The 16,206-nt window shown below is 57.5% G+C and carries 15 protein-coding genes and 2 pseudogenes; 9 read left to right on the plus strand and 8 right to left on the minus strand.

Going from position 1 to position 16,206, the window contains the following annotated elements; translation table 11 throughout:
- Positions 1 to 382: 382 nt before the first annotated feature.
- Positions 383 to 838 carry an Hg(II)-responsive transcriptional regulator gene (merR, locus tag SK35_RS26625; RefSeq protein ID WP_001166628.1) on the minus strand — a complete coding sequence of 152 codons (456 nt, stop codon included), beginning with the start codon at positions 836 to 838 and terminating at the stop codon, positions 383 to 385.
- 71 nt (positions 839 to 909) lie between these two features.
- On the opposite strand from merR, the gene merT reads away from it, so the two are divergent.
- Genes merT through merE form a run of 6 tightly spaced genes read left to right on the plus strand, consistent with a single transcriptional unit; the run spans position 910 to position 4,323 of the window.
- Positions 910 to 1,275 (plus strand): mercuric ion transporter MerT, encoded by a 366-nt coding sequence (gene merT, locus SK35_RS26630; protein WP_001294656.1) that lies wholly within the window; start codon positions 910 to 912, stop codon positions 1,273 to 1,275.
- A 15-nt stretch (positions 1,276 to 1,290) separates the two neighbouring features.
- A complete protein-coding gene (gene merP, locus SK35_RS26635; protein ID WP_000732275.1) occupies positions 1,291 to 1,566 on the plus strand; it encodes a mercury resistance system periplasmic binding protein MerP in 276 nt (91 codons plus the stop codon).
- Positions 1,567 to 1,593: 27 nt separating this feature from the next.
- Positions 1,594 to 2,019 carry an organomercurial transporter MerC gene (gene merC / locus SK35_RS26640; RefSeq protein WP_000522996.1) on the plus strand — a complete coding sequence of 142 codons (426 nt, stop codon included), beginning with the start codon at positions 1,594 to 1,596 and terminating at the stop codon, positions 2,017 to 2,019.
- A gap of 38 nt (positions 2,020 to 2,057) precedes the next feature.
- Complete coding sequence (gene merA, locus SK35_RS26645) at positions 2,058 to 3,743, plus strand: mercury(II) reductase (protein ID WP_000209296.1); 1,686 nt, start codon at positions 2,058 to 2,060, stop codon at positions 3,741 to 3,743.
- 17 nt (positions 3,744 to 3,760) lie between these two features.
- Positions 3,761 to 4,126, plus strand: coding sequence for a mercury resistance co-regulator MerD (merD, locus tag SK35_RS26650; RefSeq protein ID WP_001277466.1), 366 nt, complete (start codon positions 3,761 to 3,763; stop codon positions 4,124 to 4,126).
- Positions 4,123 to 4,323 (plus strand): broad-spectrum mercury transporter MerE, encoded by a 201-nt coding sequence (gene merE / locus SK35_RS26655; RefSeq protein ID WP_022652206.1) that lies wholly within the window; start codon positions 4,123 to 4,125, stop codon positions 4,321 to 4,323. The genes merD and merE overlap by 4 nt, the downstream gene beginning before the upstream one ends.
- 138 nt (positions 4,324 to 4,461) lie before the next feature.
- On the opposite strand, the gene SK35_RS26660 is transcribed toward merE, so the two are convergent.
- The 6 genes and pseudogenes from SK35_RS26660 to SK35_RS26685 form a co-directional block, all read right to left on the minus strand.
- Positions 4,462 to 5,322, minus strand: a complete 861-nt coding sequence (locus SK35_RS26660; RefSeq protein ID WP_000027057.1) for a broad-spectrum class A beta-lactamase TEM-1 — start codon at positions 5,320 to 5,322, stop codon at positions 4,462 to 4,464.
- A gap of 182 nt (positions 5,323 to 5,504) precedes the next feature.
- Positions 5,505 to 5,822: pseudogene (locus SK35_RS26665) on the minus strand (recombinase family protein); the annotation flags it as partial.
- A gap of 199 nt (positions 5,823 to 6,021) precedes the next feature.
- On the minus strand, positions 6,022 to 6,846 hold the full coding sequence (locus tag SK35_RS26670; RefSeq protein ID WP_000722315.1) for an oxacillin-hydrolyzing class D beta-lactamase OXA-9: 825 nt from the start codon (positions 6,844 to 6,846) through the stop codon (positions 6,022 to 6,024).
- 59 nt (positions 6,847 to 6,905) lie between these two features.
- Positions 6,906 to 7,694: an ANT(3'')-Ia family aminoglycoside nucleotidyltransferase AadA1 gene (aadA1, locus tag SK35_RS26675; protein WP_001206315.1), complete on the minus strand. Its 789-nt coding sequence runs from the start codon at positions 7,692 to 7,694 to the stop codon at positions 6,906 to 6,908.
- 69 nt (positions 7,695 to 7,763) lie between these two features.
- Positions 7,764 to 8,318, minus strand: coding sequence for an aminoglycoside N-acetyltransferase AAC(6')-Ib' (locus tag SK35_RS26680; protein ID WP_014454105.1), 555 nt, complete (start codon positions 8,316 to 8,318; stop codon positions 7,764 to 7,766).
- 233 nt (positions 8,319 to 8,551) lie between these two features.
- Positions 8,552 to 9,109, minus strand: a complete 558-nt coding sequence (locus SK35_RS26685) for a recombinase family protein (protein ID WP_001217881.1) — start codon at positions 9,107 to 9,109, stop codon at positions 8,552 to 8,554.
- A 163-nt stretch (positions 9,110 to 9,272) separates the two neighbouring features.
- Here SK35_RS26685 and SK35_RS26690 point away from each other — a divergent pair.
- Positions 9,273 to 10,172, plus strand: a pseudogene (locus tag SK35_RS26690) (DUF4158 domain-containing protein); the annotation flags it as partial.
- 51 nt (positions 10,173 to 10,223) lie between these two features.
- On the opposite strand, the gene tnpR reads toward SK35_RS26690, so the two are convergent.
- Entirely contained in the window at positions 10,224 to 11,939 is a 1,716-nt protein-coding gene (gene tnpR, locus SK35_RS26695) for a Tn3-like element Tn4401 family resolvase TnpR (RefSeq protein WP_004152391.1), read from the minus strand.
- Between the two features lie 109 nt (positions 11,940 to 12,048).
- Here tnpR and tnpA point away from each other — a divergent pair, with 109 nt between their 5' ends.
- Together tnpA and istA are read left to right on the plus strand one after the other, a co-directional pair.
- Positions 12,049 to 15,078, plus strand: a complete 3,030-nt coding sequence (gene tnpA / locus SK35_RS26700; RefSeq protein ID WP_004152392.1) for a Tn3-like element Tn4401 family transposase — start codon at positions 12,049 to 12,051, stop codon at positions 15,076 to 15,078.
- 106 nt (positions 15,079 to 15,184) lie between these two features.
- A partial coding sequence (gene istA, locus SK35_RS26705; RefSeq protein ID WP_004199214.1) for an IS21 family transposase occupies positions 15,185 to 16,206 on the plus strand: 1,022 nt, incomplete at its 3' end.

The following is a 16,206-nucleotide window of genomic DNA, read 5'->3' on the forward strand; positions in this document are numbered from 1 at the left end:
CTGACACACTCCCTCCCTTTATTCAAAAAAAACAGGCCTTCCCCTGATATACAACCGCTGGTTATCAGAGGATAAGCCGGCTGAGCTACGCTGAAGATATAAAAAATACGATAATTAATTGCTGATAAATTAACGAATTAGCGTGACGTTAATTTTATCATAACGTCCGGCCCGCTTCAGGCGGAAGAGGTAAAGCCCTGTAAAGCTGCCGCAGGCAGGGGCATTTTTATCCGTCATCAGCCACACGCTCACAGCAGCCATGTGACGACAAAAAAACCCAGGGCAGTCATCAGAATGGAGCCGGTTACGTGTACCAGCAGTGTAAGCGTCGTCTCAGCACCGTCTGGCAGGGGTCGTCTCAGAATTCGGAAAATAAAGCACGCTAAGGCGTAGTCACCCCGTGACTCCCCCGCGCCGATGCAGCGAGCTTCGTTCCGTCTTGCAGTGACGCAATCAGCGGGCAGGAAACGTTCCCTTTCCGCGCATGGCAGGCGCACACCAGTTCAGACAGCACGGCCTCCATGCGTGCCAAGTCGGCCATCTTCTCGCGCACATCCTTGAGCTTGTGCTCGGCCAGGCCGCTGGCTTCCTCGCAATGGGTGCCATCCTCCAGCCGCAGTAGCTCGGCGATTTCGTCCAGGCTAAAGCCCAGCCGCTGGGCCGATTTCACGAACCGCACTCGTGTTACATCCGCCTCGCCATAGCGGCGAATGCTGCCATAGGGCTTGTCTGGCTCCGGCAGCAGGCCCTTGCGCTGGTAGAACCGGATGGTCTCCACATTGACCCCGGCCGCCTTGGCAAAAACGCCAATGGTCAGATTCTCAAAATTAATTTGCATATCGCTTGACTCCGTACATAACTACGGAAGTAAGCTTAAGCTATCCAAACCAAATTTGAAAGGACAAGCGTATGTCTGAACCACAAAAGTCTGAACCACAAAACGGGCGCGGCGCGCTCTTCGCCGGTGGGCTGGCCGCCATTCTTGCGTCGGCCTGCTGCCTGGGGCCGCTGGTTTTGATCGCCTTGGGGTTCAGCGGGGCATGGATCGGCAACCTGACGGTGCTGGAACCCTATCGCCCGATCTTCATCGGCGCAGCGCTGGTCGCGCTGTTTTTCGCCTGGCGGCGCATCTACCGCCCGGCGCAAGCCTGCAAACCGGGTGAGGTCTGCGCGATTCCCCAAGTGCGAGCTACTTACAAGCTCATTTTCTGGATCGTGGCCGCGCTGGTCCTGGTCTCGCTCGGATTTCCCTACGTCATGCCATTTTTCTATTAATCACAGGAGTTCATCATGAAAAAACTGTTTGCCGCCCTCGCCCTCGCTGCCGTTGTTGCCCCCGTGTGGGCCGCCACCCAGACCGTCACGCTGTCCGTGCCTGGCATGACCTGCGCCTCTTGCCCGATCACTGTCAAGCACGCGCTTTCCAAGGTTGAGGGCGTGAGCAAGACCGACGTAAGTTTCGACAAGCGCCAGGCCGTCGTCACCTTCGACGATGCCAAGACCAACGTCCAGAAGTTGACCAAGGCGACCGAGGACGCGGGCTATCCGTCCAGCCTCAAACGCTGATCCGTTAACCGAACTCGGGAGCGACACATGGGACTCATCACGCGCATCGCTGGCAAAACCGGCGCGCTCGGCAGCGTCGTTTCCGCGATGGGCTGCGCCGCCTGTTTTCCTGCCATCGCCAGCTTTGGCGCGGCCATCGGACTGGGCTTCTTGAGCCAGTACGAGGGGCTATTCATTGGCATCCTGCTGCCGATGTTCGCCGGCATCGCGTTACTCGCCAATGCTATCGCTTGGCTCAATCATCGACAGTGGCGACGCACGGCGCTCGGCACGATAGGCCCGATCTTGGTGCTGGCAGCGGTGTTTTTAATGCGGGCTTACGGCTGGCAGAGCGGTGGACTGCTCTATGTCGGCCTGGCCTTGATGGTTGGGGTGTCGGTCTGGGATTTCATCTCGCCAGCACATCGCCGCTGCGGGCCGGACAGCTGTGAATTGCCAGAACAACGTGGCTGACGGCAACAGCCGTAGCCACCACAGAAAAGGAAAAATACATGACCACCCTGAAAATCACCGGGATGACCTGCGACTCGTGCGCGGCTCACGTCAAGGAAGCCTTGGAGAAAGTGCCCGGCGTGCAATCGGCGCTGGTGTCCTATCCGAAGGGCACAGCGCAACTCGCCATTGAGGCGGGCACGTCATCGGATGCGCTGACTACCGCCGTGGCCGGACTGGGCTACGAGGCAACGCTTGCCGATGCGCCACCGACGGACAACCGCGCCGGCCTGCTCGACAAGATGCGCGGCTGGATAGGGGCCGCTGATAAGCCCAGTGGCAACGAACGCCCGTTGCAGGTCGTCGTCATTGGTAGCGGTGGAGCCGCGATGGCGGCAGCACTGAAGGCCGTCGAGCAAGGCGCGCAGGTCACGCTGATTGAGCGCGGCACCATCGGCGGCACCTGCGTCAACGTCGGTTGTGTGCCGTCCAAGATCATGATCCGCGCCGCCCACATCGCCCATCTGCGCCGGGAAAGCCCATTCGACGGCGGCATGCCACCCACACCGCCGACGATCTTGCGCGAGCGGCTGCTGGCCCAGCAGCAGGCCCGTGTCGAAGAACTCCGTCATGCCAAGTACGAAGGCATCCTGGACGGCAATTCAGCCATCACCGTTCTGCACGGTGAAGCGCGTTTCAAGGACGACCAGAGCCTTATCGTTAGTTTGAACGAGGGTGGCGAGCGCGTCGTGATGTTCGACCGCTGCCTGGTCGCCACGGGTGCCAGCCCGGCGGTCCCGCCGATTCCGGGCTTGAAAGAGTCACCCTACTGGACTTCCACCGAGGCCCTGGCGAGCGACACCATTCCCGAACGCCTTGCCGTAATCGGCTCGTCGGTGGTGGCGCTGGAGCTGGCGCAAGCCTTTGCCCGGCTGGGCAGCAAGGTCACGGCCCTGGCGCGCAATACCTTGTTCTTCCGTGAAGACCCGGCCATCGGCGAGGCGGTGACAGCCGCTTTCCGTGCCGAGGGCATCGAGGTGCTGGAGCACACGCAAGCCAGCCAGGTCGCCCATATGGACGGTGAATTCGTGCTGACCACCACGCACGGTGAATTGCGCGCCGACAAGCTGCTGGTCGCCACCGGCCGGACACCGAACACGCGCAGCCTGGCATTGGAAGCGGCGGGGGTAGCCGTCAATGCGCAGGGGGCCATCGTCATCGACAAGGGCATGCGCACCAGTAGCCCGAACATCTACGCGGCCGGCGACTGCACCGACCAGCCGCAGTTCGTCTATGTGGCGGCAGCGGCCGGCACTCGTGCGGCGATCAACATGACTGGCGGCGATGCGGCCCTGGACCTGACCGCAATGCCGGCCGTGGTGTTCACCGACCCGCAGGTCGCCACCGTGGGCTACAGCGAGGCGGAAGCACATCACGACGGGATCGAGACCGACAGTCGCCTGCTAACACTGGATAACGTGCCGCGTGCGCTTGCCAACTTCGACACACGCGGCTTCATCAAGCTGGTCATCGAGGAAGGTAGCGGACGGCTCATCGGCGTGCAAGCGGTGGCCCCGGAAGCGGGTGAACTGATCCAGACGGCGGTGCTCGCCATTCGCAACCGTATGACCGTGCAGGAACTGGCCGACCAATTGTTCCCCTACCTGACCATGGTCGAAGGGCTGAAGCTCGCGGCGCAGACCTTCAGCAAGGACGTGAAGCAGCTTTCGTGCTGCGCCGGATGAGGAAAAGGAGGTGTTCAATGAGCGCCTACACAGTGTCCCGGCTGGCCCTTGATGCCGGGGTGAGCGTGCATATCGTGCGCGACTACCTGCTGCGCGGATTGCTACGGCCGGTCGCGTACACCACGGGCGGCTACGGCTTGTTCGATGACACCGCGTTGCAACGGCTGCGCTTTGTACGGGCTGCCTTCGAAGCGGGTATCGGCCTGGACGCACTGGCGCGGCTGTGCCGGGCGCTGGATGCTGCGGACGGTGACGGTGCGTCTGCGCAGCTTGCCGTGTTGCGGCAACTCGTCGAGCGTCGGCGCGAGGCCCTGGCCAGCCTCGAAATGCAACTGGCCGCCATGCCAACCGAACCGGCACAGCACGCGGAGAGTCTGCCATGAACAGCCCAGAGCACTTGCCGTCTGAGACGCACAAACCGATCACCGGCTACTTGTGGGGCGCGCTGGCCGTGCTCACCTGTCCCTGCCATTTGCCGATTCTCGCCATTGTGCTAGCCGGCACGACGGCCGGCGCGTTCATCGGGGAGCACTGGGGTATTGCAGCCCTCACGCTGACCGGCTTGTTTGTCGGGGTCTGACGCTCAGTGGAACGAAAACTCACGTTAAGGGATTTTGGTCATGAGATTATCAAAAAGGATCTTCACCTAGATCCTTTTAAATTAAAAATGAAGTTTTAAATCAATCTAAAGTATATATGAGTAAACTTGGTCTGACAGTTACCAATGCTTAATCAGTGAGGCACCTATCTCAGCGATCTGTCTATTTCGTTCATCCATAGTTGCCTGACTCCCCGTCGTGTAGATAACTACGATACGGGAGGGCTTACCATCTGGCCCCAGTGCTGCAATGATACCGCGAGACCCACGCTCACCGGCTCCAGATTTATCAGCAATAAACCAGCCAGCCGGAAGGGCCGAGCGCAGAAGTGGTCCTGCAACTTTATCCGCCTCCATCCAGTCTATTAATTGTTGCCGGGAAGCTAGAGTAAGTAGTTCGCCAGTTAATAGTTTGCGCAACGTTGTTGCCATTGCTGCAGGCATCGTGGTGTCACGCTCGTCGTTTGGTATGGCTTCATTCAGCTCCGGTTCCCAACGATCAAGGCGAGTTACATGATCCCCCATGTTGTGCAAAAAAGCGGTTAGCTCCTTCGGTCCTCCGATCGTTGTCAGAAGTAAGTTGGCCGCAGTGTTATCACTCATGGTTATGGCAGCACTGCATAATTCTCTTACTGTCATGCCATCCGTAAGATGCTTTTCTGTGACTGGTGAGTACTCAACCAAGTCATTCTGAGAATAGTGTATGCGGCGACCGAGTTGCTCTTGCCCGGCGTCAACACGGGATAATACCGCGCCACATAGCAGAACTTTAAAAGTGCTCATCATTGGAAAACGTTCTTCGGGGCGAAAACTCTCAAGGATCTTACCGCTGTTGAGATCCAGTTCGATGTAACCCACTCGTGCACCCAACTGATCTTCAGCATCTTTTACTTTCACCAGCGTTTCTGGGTGAGCAAAAACAGGAAGGCAAAATGCCGCAAAAAAGGGAATAAGGGCGACACGGAAATGTTGAATACTCATACTCTTCCTTTTTCAATATTATTGAAGCATTTATCAGGGTTATTGTCTCATGAGCGGATACATATTTGAATGTATTTAGAAAAATAAACAAATAGGGGTTCCGCGCACATTTCCCCGAAAAGTGCCACCTGACGTCTAAGAAACCATTATTATCATGACATTAACCTATAAAAATAGGCGTATCACGAGGCCCTTTCGTCTTCAAGAATTTTATAAACCGTGGAGCGGGCAATACTGAGCTGATGAGCAATTTCCGTTGCACCAGTGCCCTTCTGATGAAGCGTCAGCACGACGTTCCTGTCCACGGTACGCCTGCGGCCAAATTTGATTCCTTTCAGCTTTGCTTCCTGTCGGCCCTCATTCGTGCGCTCTAGGATCCTCCGGCGTTCAGCCTGTGCCACAGCCGACAGGATGGTGACCACCATTTGCCCCATATCACCGTCGGTACTGATCCCGTCGTCAATAAACCGAACCGCTACACCCTGAGCATCAAACTCTTTTCATGATATATCTCCCAATTTGTGTAGGGCTTATTATGCACGCTTAAAAATAATAAAAGCAGACTTGACCTGATAGTTTGGCTGTGAGCAATTATGTGCTTAGTGCATCTAACGTTCAAGGTGAGCGGACTCGCGCGGCTTTATGCGCGAGGTCCGCTCGAGCGCAGGGTTATGCATCTGCTCTCGATGACGCCACATATCATTTGTTACCCATCAACACGGGTAATTCCACGAGAATATCCTCTCGTGCTTTAGACCCGCCGGGAATATCGGACTTTTCCTTTCCTATTTCCAATCGGGCGAAAACAACTTGCCGTCCGTTTTTTTCAGCCCAGCCCACGAACCAGCCCTGCGGACGACTTTCATTTATCTTGCCGTTATTGTCCCGAAGCCAGCCGCTGCCGCTTTTTCCATGTACAGCCCATCCTTCGGCTGCCTGGTACTGCGGGATTGTGGCATACGCCATGTCATAAGCCGCTTCGGATACAGGCAGCTTATGCGCGACAAAGCGTAGAAGAAACTGAATTTGCTCCTTGGGAGATATGGTGAGCGACGACATCAGCCATGACTGGGTCAAGCCGTTATGCTTCCCCGAGTCACCGGAAACATCTTGATTACCGTACTCAAATTTCTTTACGTATTCCGTGAACCGATCAACTCCCAGACGGCTTGTTAATTGCTGCGAGAACCAGACAACAGAGTCGCTTTGCCATAGCGCCGGATAGACTTGTTTGTATGTGCGATCTCTCGGAGACGGGTTGTATTCCGGCTTCAATTCCCACGTAGGTGATTTTGGCGACTGCAAGATTCCACTATCAAACCCCATGATTGCCAATGGAAGTTTAAAAGACGAGCACGGAGACACACGACGGGCACATTCTCCGGTCTCATATAAGGTATTTCCGGTAATGGCGTCTGCGATGATGGTGCATTTAAGCGTTTCAACCTCATCAGAAGCCACGGAACTGATTGGGAGAGTGGCGGAAACGAACACCAACATATGCAGCAGCAAAATTTTTTTCATCAAGGTATCCTTCATTGCTCCGCTGTGCGCTTAATAGGTGCATAACTTTGTTTTAGACATTATTTGCCGACTACCTTGGTGATCTCGCCTTTCACGTAGTGAACAAATTCTTCCAACTGATCTGCGCGCGAGGCCAAGCGATCTTCTTGTCCAAGATAAGCCTGCCTAGCTTCAAGTATGACGGGCTGATACTGGGCCGGCAGGCGCTCCATTGCCCAGTCGGCAGCGACATCCTTCGGCGCGATTTTGCCGGTTACTGCGCTGTACCAAATGCGGGACAACGTAAGCACTACATTTCGCTCATCGCCAGCCCAGTCGGGCGGCGAGTTCCATAGCGTTAAGGTTTCATTTAGCGCCTCAAATAGATCCTGTTCAGGAACCGGATCAAAGAGTTCCTCCGCCGCTGGACCTACCAAGGCAACGCTATGTTCTCTTGCTTTTGTCAGCAAGATAGCCAGATCAATGTCGATCGTGGCTGGCTCGAAGATACCTGCAAGAATGTCATTGCGCTGCCATTCTCCAAATTGCAGTTCGCGCTTAGCTGGATAACGCCACGGAATGATGTCGTCGTGCACAACAATGGTGACTTCTACAGCGCGGAGAATCTCGCTCTCTCCAGGGGAAGCCGAAGTTTCCAAAAGGTCGTTGATCAAAGCTCGCCGCGTTGTTTCATCAAGCCTTACGGTCACCGTAACCAGCAAATCAATATCACTGTGTGGCTTCAGGCCGCCATCCACTGCGGAGCCGTACAAATGTACGGCCAGCAACGTCGGTTCGAGATGGCGCTCGATGACGCCAACTACCTCTGATAGTTGAGTCGATACTTCGGCGATCACCGCTTCCCTCATGATGTTTAACGTTTGACATGAGGGGCGGCCAAGGGCGCCAGCCCTTGGACGTCCCCCTCGATGGAAGGGTTAGGCAACACTGCGTGTTCGCTCGAATGCCTGGCGTGTTTGAACCATGTACACGGCTGGACCATCTGGGGTGGTTACGGTACCTTGCCTCTCAAACCCCGCTTTCTCGTAGCATCGGATCGCTCGCAAGTTGCTCGGCGACGGGTCCGTTTGGATCTTGGTGACCTCGGGATCATTGAACAGCAACTCAACCAGAGCTCGAACCAGCTTGGTTCCCAAGCCTTTGCCCAGTTGTGATGCATTCGCCAGTGACTGGTCTATTCCGCGTACTCCTGGATCGGTTTCTTCTTCCCACCATCCGTCCCCGCTTCCAAGAGCAACGTACGACTGGGCATACCCAATCGGCTCTCCATTCAGCATTGCAATGTATGGAGTGACGGACTCTTGCGCTAAAACGCTTGGCAAGTACTGTTCCTGTACGTCAGCAAGTGTCGGGCGTGCTTCTTCTCCGCCCCACCACTCGACGATATGAGATCGATTTAGCCACTCATAGAGCATCGCAAGGTCATGCTCAGTCATGAGGCGCAGTGTGACGGAATCGTTGCTGTTGGTCACGATGCTGTACTTTGTGATGCCTAACTTTGTTTGGAAATGTTGAATACTCATACTCTTCCTTTTTCAATATTATTGAAGCATTTATCAGGGTTATTGTCTCATGAGCGGATACATATTTGAATGTATTTAGAAAAATAAACAAATAGGGGTTCCGCGCACATTTCCCCGAAAAGTGCCACCTGACGTCTAAGAAACCATTATTATCATGACATTAACCTATAAAAATAGGCGTATCACGAGGCCCTTTCGTCTTCAAGAATTTTATAAACCGTGGAGCGGGCAATACTGAGCTGATGAGCAATTTCCGTTGCACCAGTGCCCTTCTGATGAAGCGTCAGCACGACGTTCCTGTCCACGGTACGCCTGCGGCCAAATTTGATTCCTTTCAGCTTTGCTTCCTGTCGGCCCTCATTCGTGCGCTCTAGGATCCTCCGGCGTTCAGCCTGTGCCACAGCCGACAGGATGGTGACCACCATTTGCCCCATATCACCGTCGGTACTGATCCCGTCGTCAATAAACCGAACCGCTACACCCTGAGCATCAAACTCTTTTATCAGTTGGATCATGTCGGCGGTGTCGCGGCCAAGACGGTCGAGCTTCTTCACCAGAATGACATCACCTTCCTCCACCTTCATCCTCAGCAAATCCAGCCCTTCCCGATCTGTTGAACTGCCGGATGCCTTGTCGGTAAAGATGCGGTTAGCTTTTACCCCTGCATCTTTGAGCGCTCTGATCTGAATATCGAGGGACTGCTGGCTGGTTGAGACCCGCGCATAACCAAAAATTCGCATAAAAATGTACCTTAAATCGAATATCAGACACGATGTGTCTATTATGCCAAAATGACGATTTAATGGACACTCAAACGAAGCCGTTTTACTATGTCTGATAATTTATAACATTTCGTACGGTTGGAAAAATGTTACTAAATGCCCGTCAGGCAGGGAGGCCGATATGCCCGTTGACTTTCTGACCACTGAGCAGACTGAAAGCTATGGCAGATTCACCGGTGAACCGGATGAGCTTCAGCTGGCACGATATTTTCACCTTGATGAAGCAGACAAGGAATTTATCGGAAAAAGCAGAGGTGATCACAACCGTCTGGGCATTGCCCTGCAAATTGGATGTGTCCGTTTTCTGGGCACCTTCCTCACCGATATGAATCATATTCCTTCCGGCGTCCGGCATTTTACCGCCAGACAGCTCGGGATTCGTGATATCACCGTTCTTGCAGAATACGGTCAGAGGGAAAATACCCGCCGTGAGCATGCAGCGCTGATACGTCAGCACTATCAGTATCGTGAATTTGCCTGGCCCTGGACATTTCGCCTTACCCGTCTTTTATATACCCGGAGCTGGATAAGCAACGAACGTCCTGGCCTGCTTTTCGATCTGGCGACAGGGTGGCTTATGCAACATCGTATTATTCTCCCCGGAGCCACTACGCTGACCCGGTTGATTTCAGAGGTAAGGGAAAAGGCGACGTTGCGCCTGTGGAACAAACTGGCACTGATACCGTCAGCCGAACAGCGTTCACAGCTGGAGATGCTGCTGGGGCCAACTGATTGCAGCCGCCTGTCTTTACTGGAATCACTGAAAAAGGGCCCTGTGACCATCAGTGGTCCGGCGTTTAATGAAGCAATTGAACGCTGGAAAACTCTGAACGATTTTGGCCTGCATGCTGAAAACCTGAGTACACTCCCGGCTGTGCGCCTGAAAAATCTCGCACGTTATGCTGGTATGACTTCGGTGTTCAATATTGCCAGGATGTCACCGCAGAAAAGGATGGCGGTTCTGGTTGCCTTTGTCCTTGCATGGGAAACGCTGGCGCTGGATGATGCATTGGACGTTCTGGGGTTCTAAGCGGGAATCCCAGAAAATTCCGTCATTCCGTATGATGAAAATTCAGTCGACTCCTCGCTTGACGTGACGAGCGCCAAAAGCCTGCCGCATCTGCCTGGCGCGCTCGAGCTCATCGCCATGCAAATACATCGACGTCGTGGCGATCGACGCATGGCGTAGGTTGTCGCGCACCGCGGTGAGCTGAGCTCCCCGGGCCAACGCATGGCTGGCATGACTGTGACGCATCCAATGAGGCGTGGCACGGCGCAGCTTTTCGGCGGCGACCGGATGATCGGCCTCAATGGCCTCAGCGGCTTGCGTAAAGAATCTTCGCAACACGCACCAAAGGTGAGGGCCGGTGATGCCGGCATTACCGTCTTCCCCAAGACTGCCCACCAGGGGCGTTTTCGGATTCCACCGTTCCCGGCTGACTGGCAGTTGACGCTGTGCCAAGTATTGGTCCAGCGCCGTATACGCGAGCGGCGGCAAGGCCACCTTACCTGGTTTGCCACCTTTGCCAACCAAATGCAGCCAGTGGTCACCGTGCTCGTCGAGGCGGACATTACCCAGGACGGCGCCGACCAGTTCGCTAGCGCGCAGGCCCGTGGCATAGCCGAAGTCGAGCATGAAGCGCAGGCGTTGTGCTGCCGGCTCGGACCAGCCGTAGGACCATTCCAGGCCGTCTGCAATGGCGCGCAGCAGTAGCCATTCTCCCTCGGTAAAGCCTCGCGCCGTATCCAGTGCGGGCCGCAAGGCGTGACCGCGTACCTTGACGCCGGCGAAAGGGTTGGCCAGCACATAGCGCTGCTCGATGAGCCACCGGAACAGCGCCGAGAGCACCGTCAGCGCATACGCTGCCGAGCGTGCGGACAAGCCGCCCGAGAAGGGGCGCCATTCCACCGAATCGCGTGGTCGAGGTGGCCCCACCCAACGCTCGCGCGGGGTCGGGTGCCGGACAAAGGCCCGGTACGCGATTGCATCGTCCGTGGTCAGGGATGATAGCGCCCGTCCGCGTTCGACGATGGCCCACAGGATTAGCCGCGCAGCCTCCTTGCGATAGGCGCGCTGTGTGGCGACAGTCTCGTGCAGCGCCAGCCAGGCCTGCACGGCCTCGTAGTCGTTGGTCGCATTCAGCGTGCAAGCGTTGCGCGGGGCCCGGAAATTGCCCTGCGAGCCGTCGACTTCGTTCGGCAGACGCAACTGCTCCCACGGCACGATGCCGCTGGGCTGAATAATCGGGATCAGGGCCCGGGCGCGCTCGGTGAGCTGCGGATGTGCGGCAAAGAAAGCCTCGACCTGCCGGGCGCCTGTCATGCCGAGTCCCTCGATGGCTTTCCACCAGCCACGCCGGCGGGGAATGCGCACGGTCAGCGCCGAGAGGGTGTGGATACCGTACGCCTGCAGTGCCCTGACGGTCCTCGGAGACAGCCACTGGTCGATGCTGTCGCTGATCTGGGGCTTCGGCGCCGGCAGCGTGGGCAAGAGCCGGATCGCGCGTTCGACGGCACCCGCGCGCCCCTGTCGCTCTTCGGGGGCGTGCTGGAACACGTCGGCCAGATCCGGCCGGTGGCGGCTGTTGGCGAAAACGATGAGCTGGCGGCGGATATGCCCCAGCATCCCTCGCGCTGATTGACCGGCGGCCTTGCGTGCCGCCAGGTAGTGTTCAACGGCCGCGCGAGAGCTGAGTCCCGCGTACCAGCCGCGCAAGGCAGCCAGCGAATCCGCATCGGGAAAGCCGACTGGGGTAGAACTCGAAGCCGTAGTCTGGCCCGTTTTCATATGGACAGGTTGCGATTCGAAAAGCGAGTAACGCGATAATAACGATTATTTCAGTAGAATCGAAAATGCCCCATGTTTCTACGAAACCTCAAGATAGCAAGAACGGGCCATGAGCAAGAAGAACAAGCTACTCAGCGTCCTATCCGACGCCGAACAGGAGGCCTTGTATGGCCTGCCGGAGTTCGATGATGCGCAGCAGCTGGAATATCTGGCTGTGACAGAAACCGAGTTGGCGCTTGCCAACAGCCGGCCCAGTCTTCATGCCAAGGTCTATTGCCTCTTGCAGATCGGCTACTTCAAGGCCAAGCATGCCTTCTTCAGTTTCGACTGGGACGAAGTCGAGGACGATTGCGCTTTCGTGCTGAGCCGCTATTTCCACGGCGAGGTGTTCGAACCCAAGGCGATCACCAAGCATGAACGCTACACCCAGCGCGAGCAGATCGCCAAACTATTCGGCTACTGGCCGTGGTCGGCCGCCTTCCTGCCGCAGCTCGAGCAGCAGGCCGCACGGACCGTGCGGCGTGACGTAACGCCGGGGTTCGTCGCCGCCGAGCTGATCGTCTGGCTCAATGAGCACAAGATTATCCGGCCCGGCTATACGACCTTGCAAGAGTTGGTCAGCGAAACGCTATCCGCCGAGCGCCGGCGCCTGGGCAATCTGCTGGAGCAAGCGTTGGACGAATCTGCCAAGGCCGCGCTGAGCCAGCTTCTGGTCCGTGATGACACCCTGTCGCAACTGGCGGCGCTCAAGCAGGACGCCAAGAATTTCGGCTGGCGCCAGATGGTCCGCGAGCGCGAAAAGCGCGCCACGCTGGAGCCGCTGCACGCAATCGCCAAGACACTGCTGCCTAAACTCGACGTCTCGCAGCAGAACCTGCTGTACTACGCGAGCCTGGCAAACTTCTACACCGTCCACGACCTGCGCAATCTGAAGGCCGATCAGACCCAACTCTACCTGCTGTGCTATGCCTGGGTACGCTACCGGCAGCTCTCCGACAACCTGGTCGATGCGATGGCGTACCACATGAAGCAGTTGGAGGACGAAAGCAGCGCTGGTGCCAAACAATCCTTTGCCGACGAGCAGGTGCGCCGTCAGCAGGAAACGCCGCGGGTAGGCCGCCTGCTGTCACTCTACGTTGATGATAGCGTGGCCGATCCCACGCCCTTCGGCGAGGTGCGGCAGCGCGCCTACAAGATCATGCCTCGCGATACGCTGCAAACCACGGCGCAGCGTATGAGCGTGAAGCCGGCGAGCAAGCTGGCCTTGCAGTGGCAGGCGGTGGACGGGCTGGCCGACCGCATGCGCCGCCATCTTCGTCCACTGTACGTTGCGCTCGACCTCTCCGGCTCCAATCCAGACAGTCCATGGCTTGCCGCGCTGGCCTGGGCCAAAGGTGTTTTTGCCAAGCAGCAGCGGCTGTCGCAACGGCCACTCGACGAGTGGCCCGCGGCGACACTTCCGAAACGCTTGCGGCCGTACCTGCTGACCTTCGACGCCGACGGTAAACCAACCGGCCTGCACGCTGACCGCTACGAGTTCTGGCTGTACCGCCAGATCAGGAAGCGTCTCCAATCGGGTGAACTCTACCTCGACGACAGCCTGCAACACCGGCACTTCTCAGATGAACTGGTTGAGATGGACAGGAAGATCGATGTGCTCGCAAAAATGGAGATCCCCTTCCTGCAGCAACCCGTCCATGCCCAACTCGATGCGCTGACTGCCGAACTGCGCACGCAGTGGCTGGCGTTCAACCGCGAGCTGAAACAGGGCAAGCTGACGCACCTCGAATACAACAAGGACACGCAGAAACTGACCTGGCGCAAGCCCAAGAGCGAGAATGAGAAAGCGCGCGAAAAGGCATTCTACGAGAAGCTTCCGTTCTGCGACGTGGCCGACGTGTTTCGCTTCGTCAACGACGAGTGCAAGTTTCTGTCGGCGTTCACGCCCATGCAGCCGCGCTACGCGAAGAAGGTCGCCGACGCTGACAGCCTGATGGCGGTCATCATCGCGCAAGCGATGAACCACGGCAACCACGTCATGGCGCGCACCAGCGACATCCCGTACCACGTGCTGGATAGCGGCTACCAGCAGTACCTGCGCCAGGCAACGCTGCACGCGGCCAACGACTGCATCAGCAACGCCATCGCCACGCTACCGATCTTCCCATACTACTCGTTCGACCTCGAAACGCTGTACGGTGCCGTCGACGGGCAGAAATTCAGCGTCGAACGGCCGACCGTGAAGGCGCGCTATTCGCGCAAGTACTTCGGGCGCGGCAAGGGCGTGGTCGCCTACACGCTGCTGTGCAACCACATCCCGCTCAACGGCTACCTGATCGGCGCGCACGACTACGAGGCCCACCACGTGTTCGACATCTGGTATCGCAACACGTCGGACATCATGCCGACCGCGATCACCGGCGACATGCACAGCGTCAACAAGGCCAACTTCGCCATCCTGCATTGGTTTGGCCGGCGGTTCGAGCCGCGCTTCACCGACCTCAACGCGCAATTGAAAGAACTCTACTGCGCTGACGATCCAGCACAGTATCAGGCGTGCCTGATTCGGCCAGTCGGGAAAATCGACTGCGATCTCATCCATCGCGAGAAGCCGAACATCGACCGGATCGTCGCCACACTCGGGCTGAAGGAAATGACGCAGGGCACGCTGATCCGCAAGCTGTGCACCTACACCACGACGAACCCGACGCGGCGCGCGATCTTCGAGTTCGACAAGCTCATCCGCAGCATCTACACGCTTCGCTACCTGCGCGATCCGCAACTGGAACGCAACGTGCACCGCTCGCAAAATCGCCTCGAGTCCTACCATCAGCTACGCTCGGCCATTGCCCAGGTCGGCGGTAAGAAGGAACTGACCGGTCGCACCGACATTGAAATCGAGATCAGCAACCAGTGCGCACGGCTGATCGCCAACACGATCATTTTCTACAACTCGGCAATCTTGTCGCGGCTGGTGACCAAGTACGAGGCGGCCGGCAACAGCAAGGCGCTGGCACTCATCACAAAAATTTCGCCTGCGGCATGGCGGCACATCCTGCTCAACGGGCACTACACCTTTCAAAGCAGCGGCAAGACGATCGATCTCGATGCGATCGTCGCAGGCCTGGAACTGGAGTGACGGAATTTTCAGCGGTTCCGTGTTAGCAGCAGTGTAAAACTGACCCACCCCAGCGAAGTAAAACTGATCCACCTGGGCTAGTTTGGCGGCCTTTTCGAGGCCGTCGATGTTGACCCAGGAGCAAACCGTGGAAATCAGAGTTCTTGCCCGACAGGGCCACTCCATCCGGCACATCGCCCGCACGTTGGGGGTCTCGCGCAATACCGTGCGCCGCTACCTCCGCGATCCGTCGGTAGCGCGATACCAGCCCCGTGAACCACGCCCCACCAAACTGGGGCCATTTGAATCTTATCTGCGGCAACGGGTCGAGCAGGCCCACCCCATCTGGCTGCCTGCCACCGTCCTGAATCGGGAAATCCGCGCTCAAGGGTATGGCGGCGGTCTCTCGTTATTGCGCGCCTTCCTCGCCACGCTCAAGCCCGCCCGCCGCGAAGCAGGTCCGGCCGTCCGTTTCGAGACCGAGCCCGGACGGCAGTTGCAGGCTGATTTCGTGGTCTTGCGCCGGGCCAGATCCCCCATGTCGGCCTTCGTCGCCACGCTGGGATACAGCCGCATGACGTTTGTCACCTTCGTACCGGACGAATCCTTCGAGTCCGTGCGGGACTCCCTGTTGCTGGCTTTTGACTATCTGGGCGGTGTGCCCCGCGAGGTGTTGTTCGACAACATGAAGACCGTGGTGCTGGAACGCGATGCCTACGGTGACGGCAAGCACCGTTTTCACCCCGGCTTGCTTCAACTGGCCGATGACCTGGGGTTCCGGATCCGGCTGTGTCGCCCGTATCGGGCCCAGACCAAAGGCAAGGTCGAGCGCTTCAATCGCTACTTCCGCGAGAGCTTCTACAACCCGTTGCTGACCCGGATGAAGGGCACGGGGCTGCTGCTCGATTGTGCTGCTGCCAACCGACGCGTCCGTGACTGGTTGGCAGACGAGGCGAATGTGCGGGTCCACGCCACCCTGAACGAGCGCCCCATCGACCGTTGGCGGCAGGAGCGGGAACACCTGCAACCCTTGCCATCCCGTGTGCGGCGCGACGAGGCCCCCCTGCTGGATAACAGTCTCCGCCCGGTACCACTGGAATCTCTCCAGCACCCACTGTCTGTCTATGACGCAATTGGGGAGGCCTGCCG

This window comes from Citrobacter sp. MGH105 (assembly GCF_001037485.2).
Taxonomy (GTDB): Bacteria; Pseudomonadota; Gammaproteobacteria; order Enterobacterales; family Enterobacteriaceae; genus Citrobacter; species Citrobacter portucalensis.

Coding starts and splice junctions, on each gene's coding strand:
- merT (WP_001294656.1), top strand. CDS start 910: ATGTCTGAACCACAAAAGTCTGAACCACAAAACGGGCGCGGCGCGCTC.
- SK35_RS26670 (WP_000722315.1), bottom strand. CDS start 6,846: ATGAAAAAAATTTTGCTGCTGCATATGTTGGTGTTCGTTTCCGCCACT.
- aadA1 (WP_001206315.1), bottom strand. CDS start 7,694: ATGAGGGAAGCGGTGATCGCCGAAGTATCGACTCAACTATCAGAGGTA.
- merP (WP_000732275.1), top strand. CDS start 1,291: ATGAAAAAACTGTTTGCCGCCCTCGCCCTCGCTGCCGTTGTTGCCCCC.
- merE (WP_022652206.1), top strand. CDS start 4,123: ATGAACAGCCCAGAGCACTTGCCGTCTGAGACGCACAAACCGATCACC.
- tnpA (WP_004152392.1), top strand. CDS start 12,049: ATGAGCAAGAAGAACAAGCTACTCAGCGTCCTATCCGACGCCGAACAG.
- merD (WP_001277466.1), top strand. CDS start 3,761: ATGAGCGCCTACACAGTGTCCCGGCTGGCCCTTGATGCCGGGGTGAGC.
- merA (WP_000209296.1), top strand. CDS start 2,058: ATGACCACCCTGAAAATCACCGGGATGACCTGCGACTCGTGCGCGGCT.
- merR (WP_001166628.1), bottom strand. CDS start 838: ATGCAAATTAATTTTGAGAATCTGACCATTGGCGTTTTTGCCAAGGCG.
- merC (WP_000522996.1), top strand. CDS start 1,594: ATGGGACTCATCACGCGCATCGCTGGCAAAACCGGCGCGCTCGGCAGC.
- SK35_RS26660 (WP_000027057.1), bottom strand. CDS start 5,322: ATGAGTATTCAACATTTCCGTGTCGCCCTTATTCCCTTTTTTGCGGCA.
- tnpR (WP_004152391.1), bottom strand. CDS start 11,939: ATGAAAACGGGCCAGACTACGGCTTCGAGTTCTACCCCAGTCGGCTTT.
- SK35_RS26685 (WP_001217881.1), bottom strand. CDS start 9,109: ATGCGAATTTTTGGTTATGCGCGGGTCTCAACCAGCCAGCAGTCCCTC.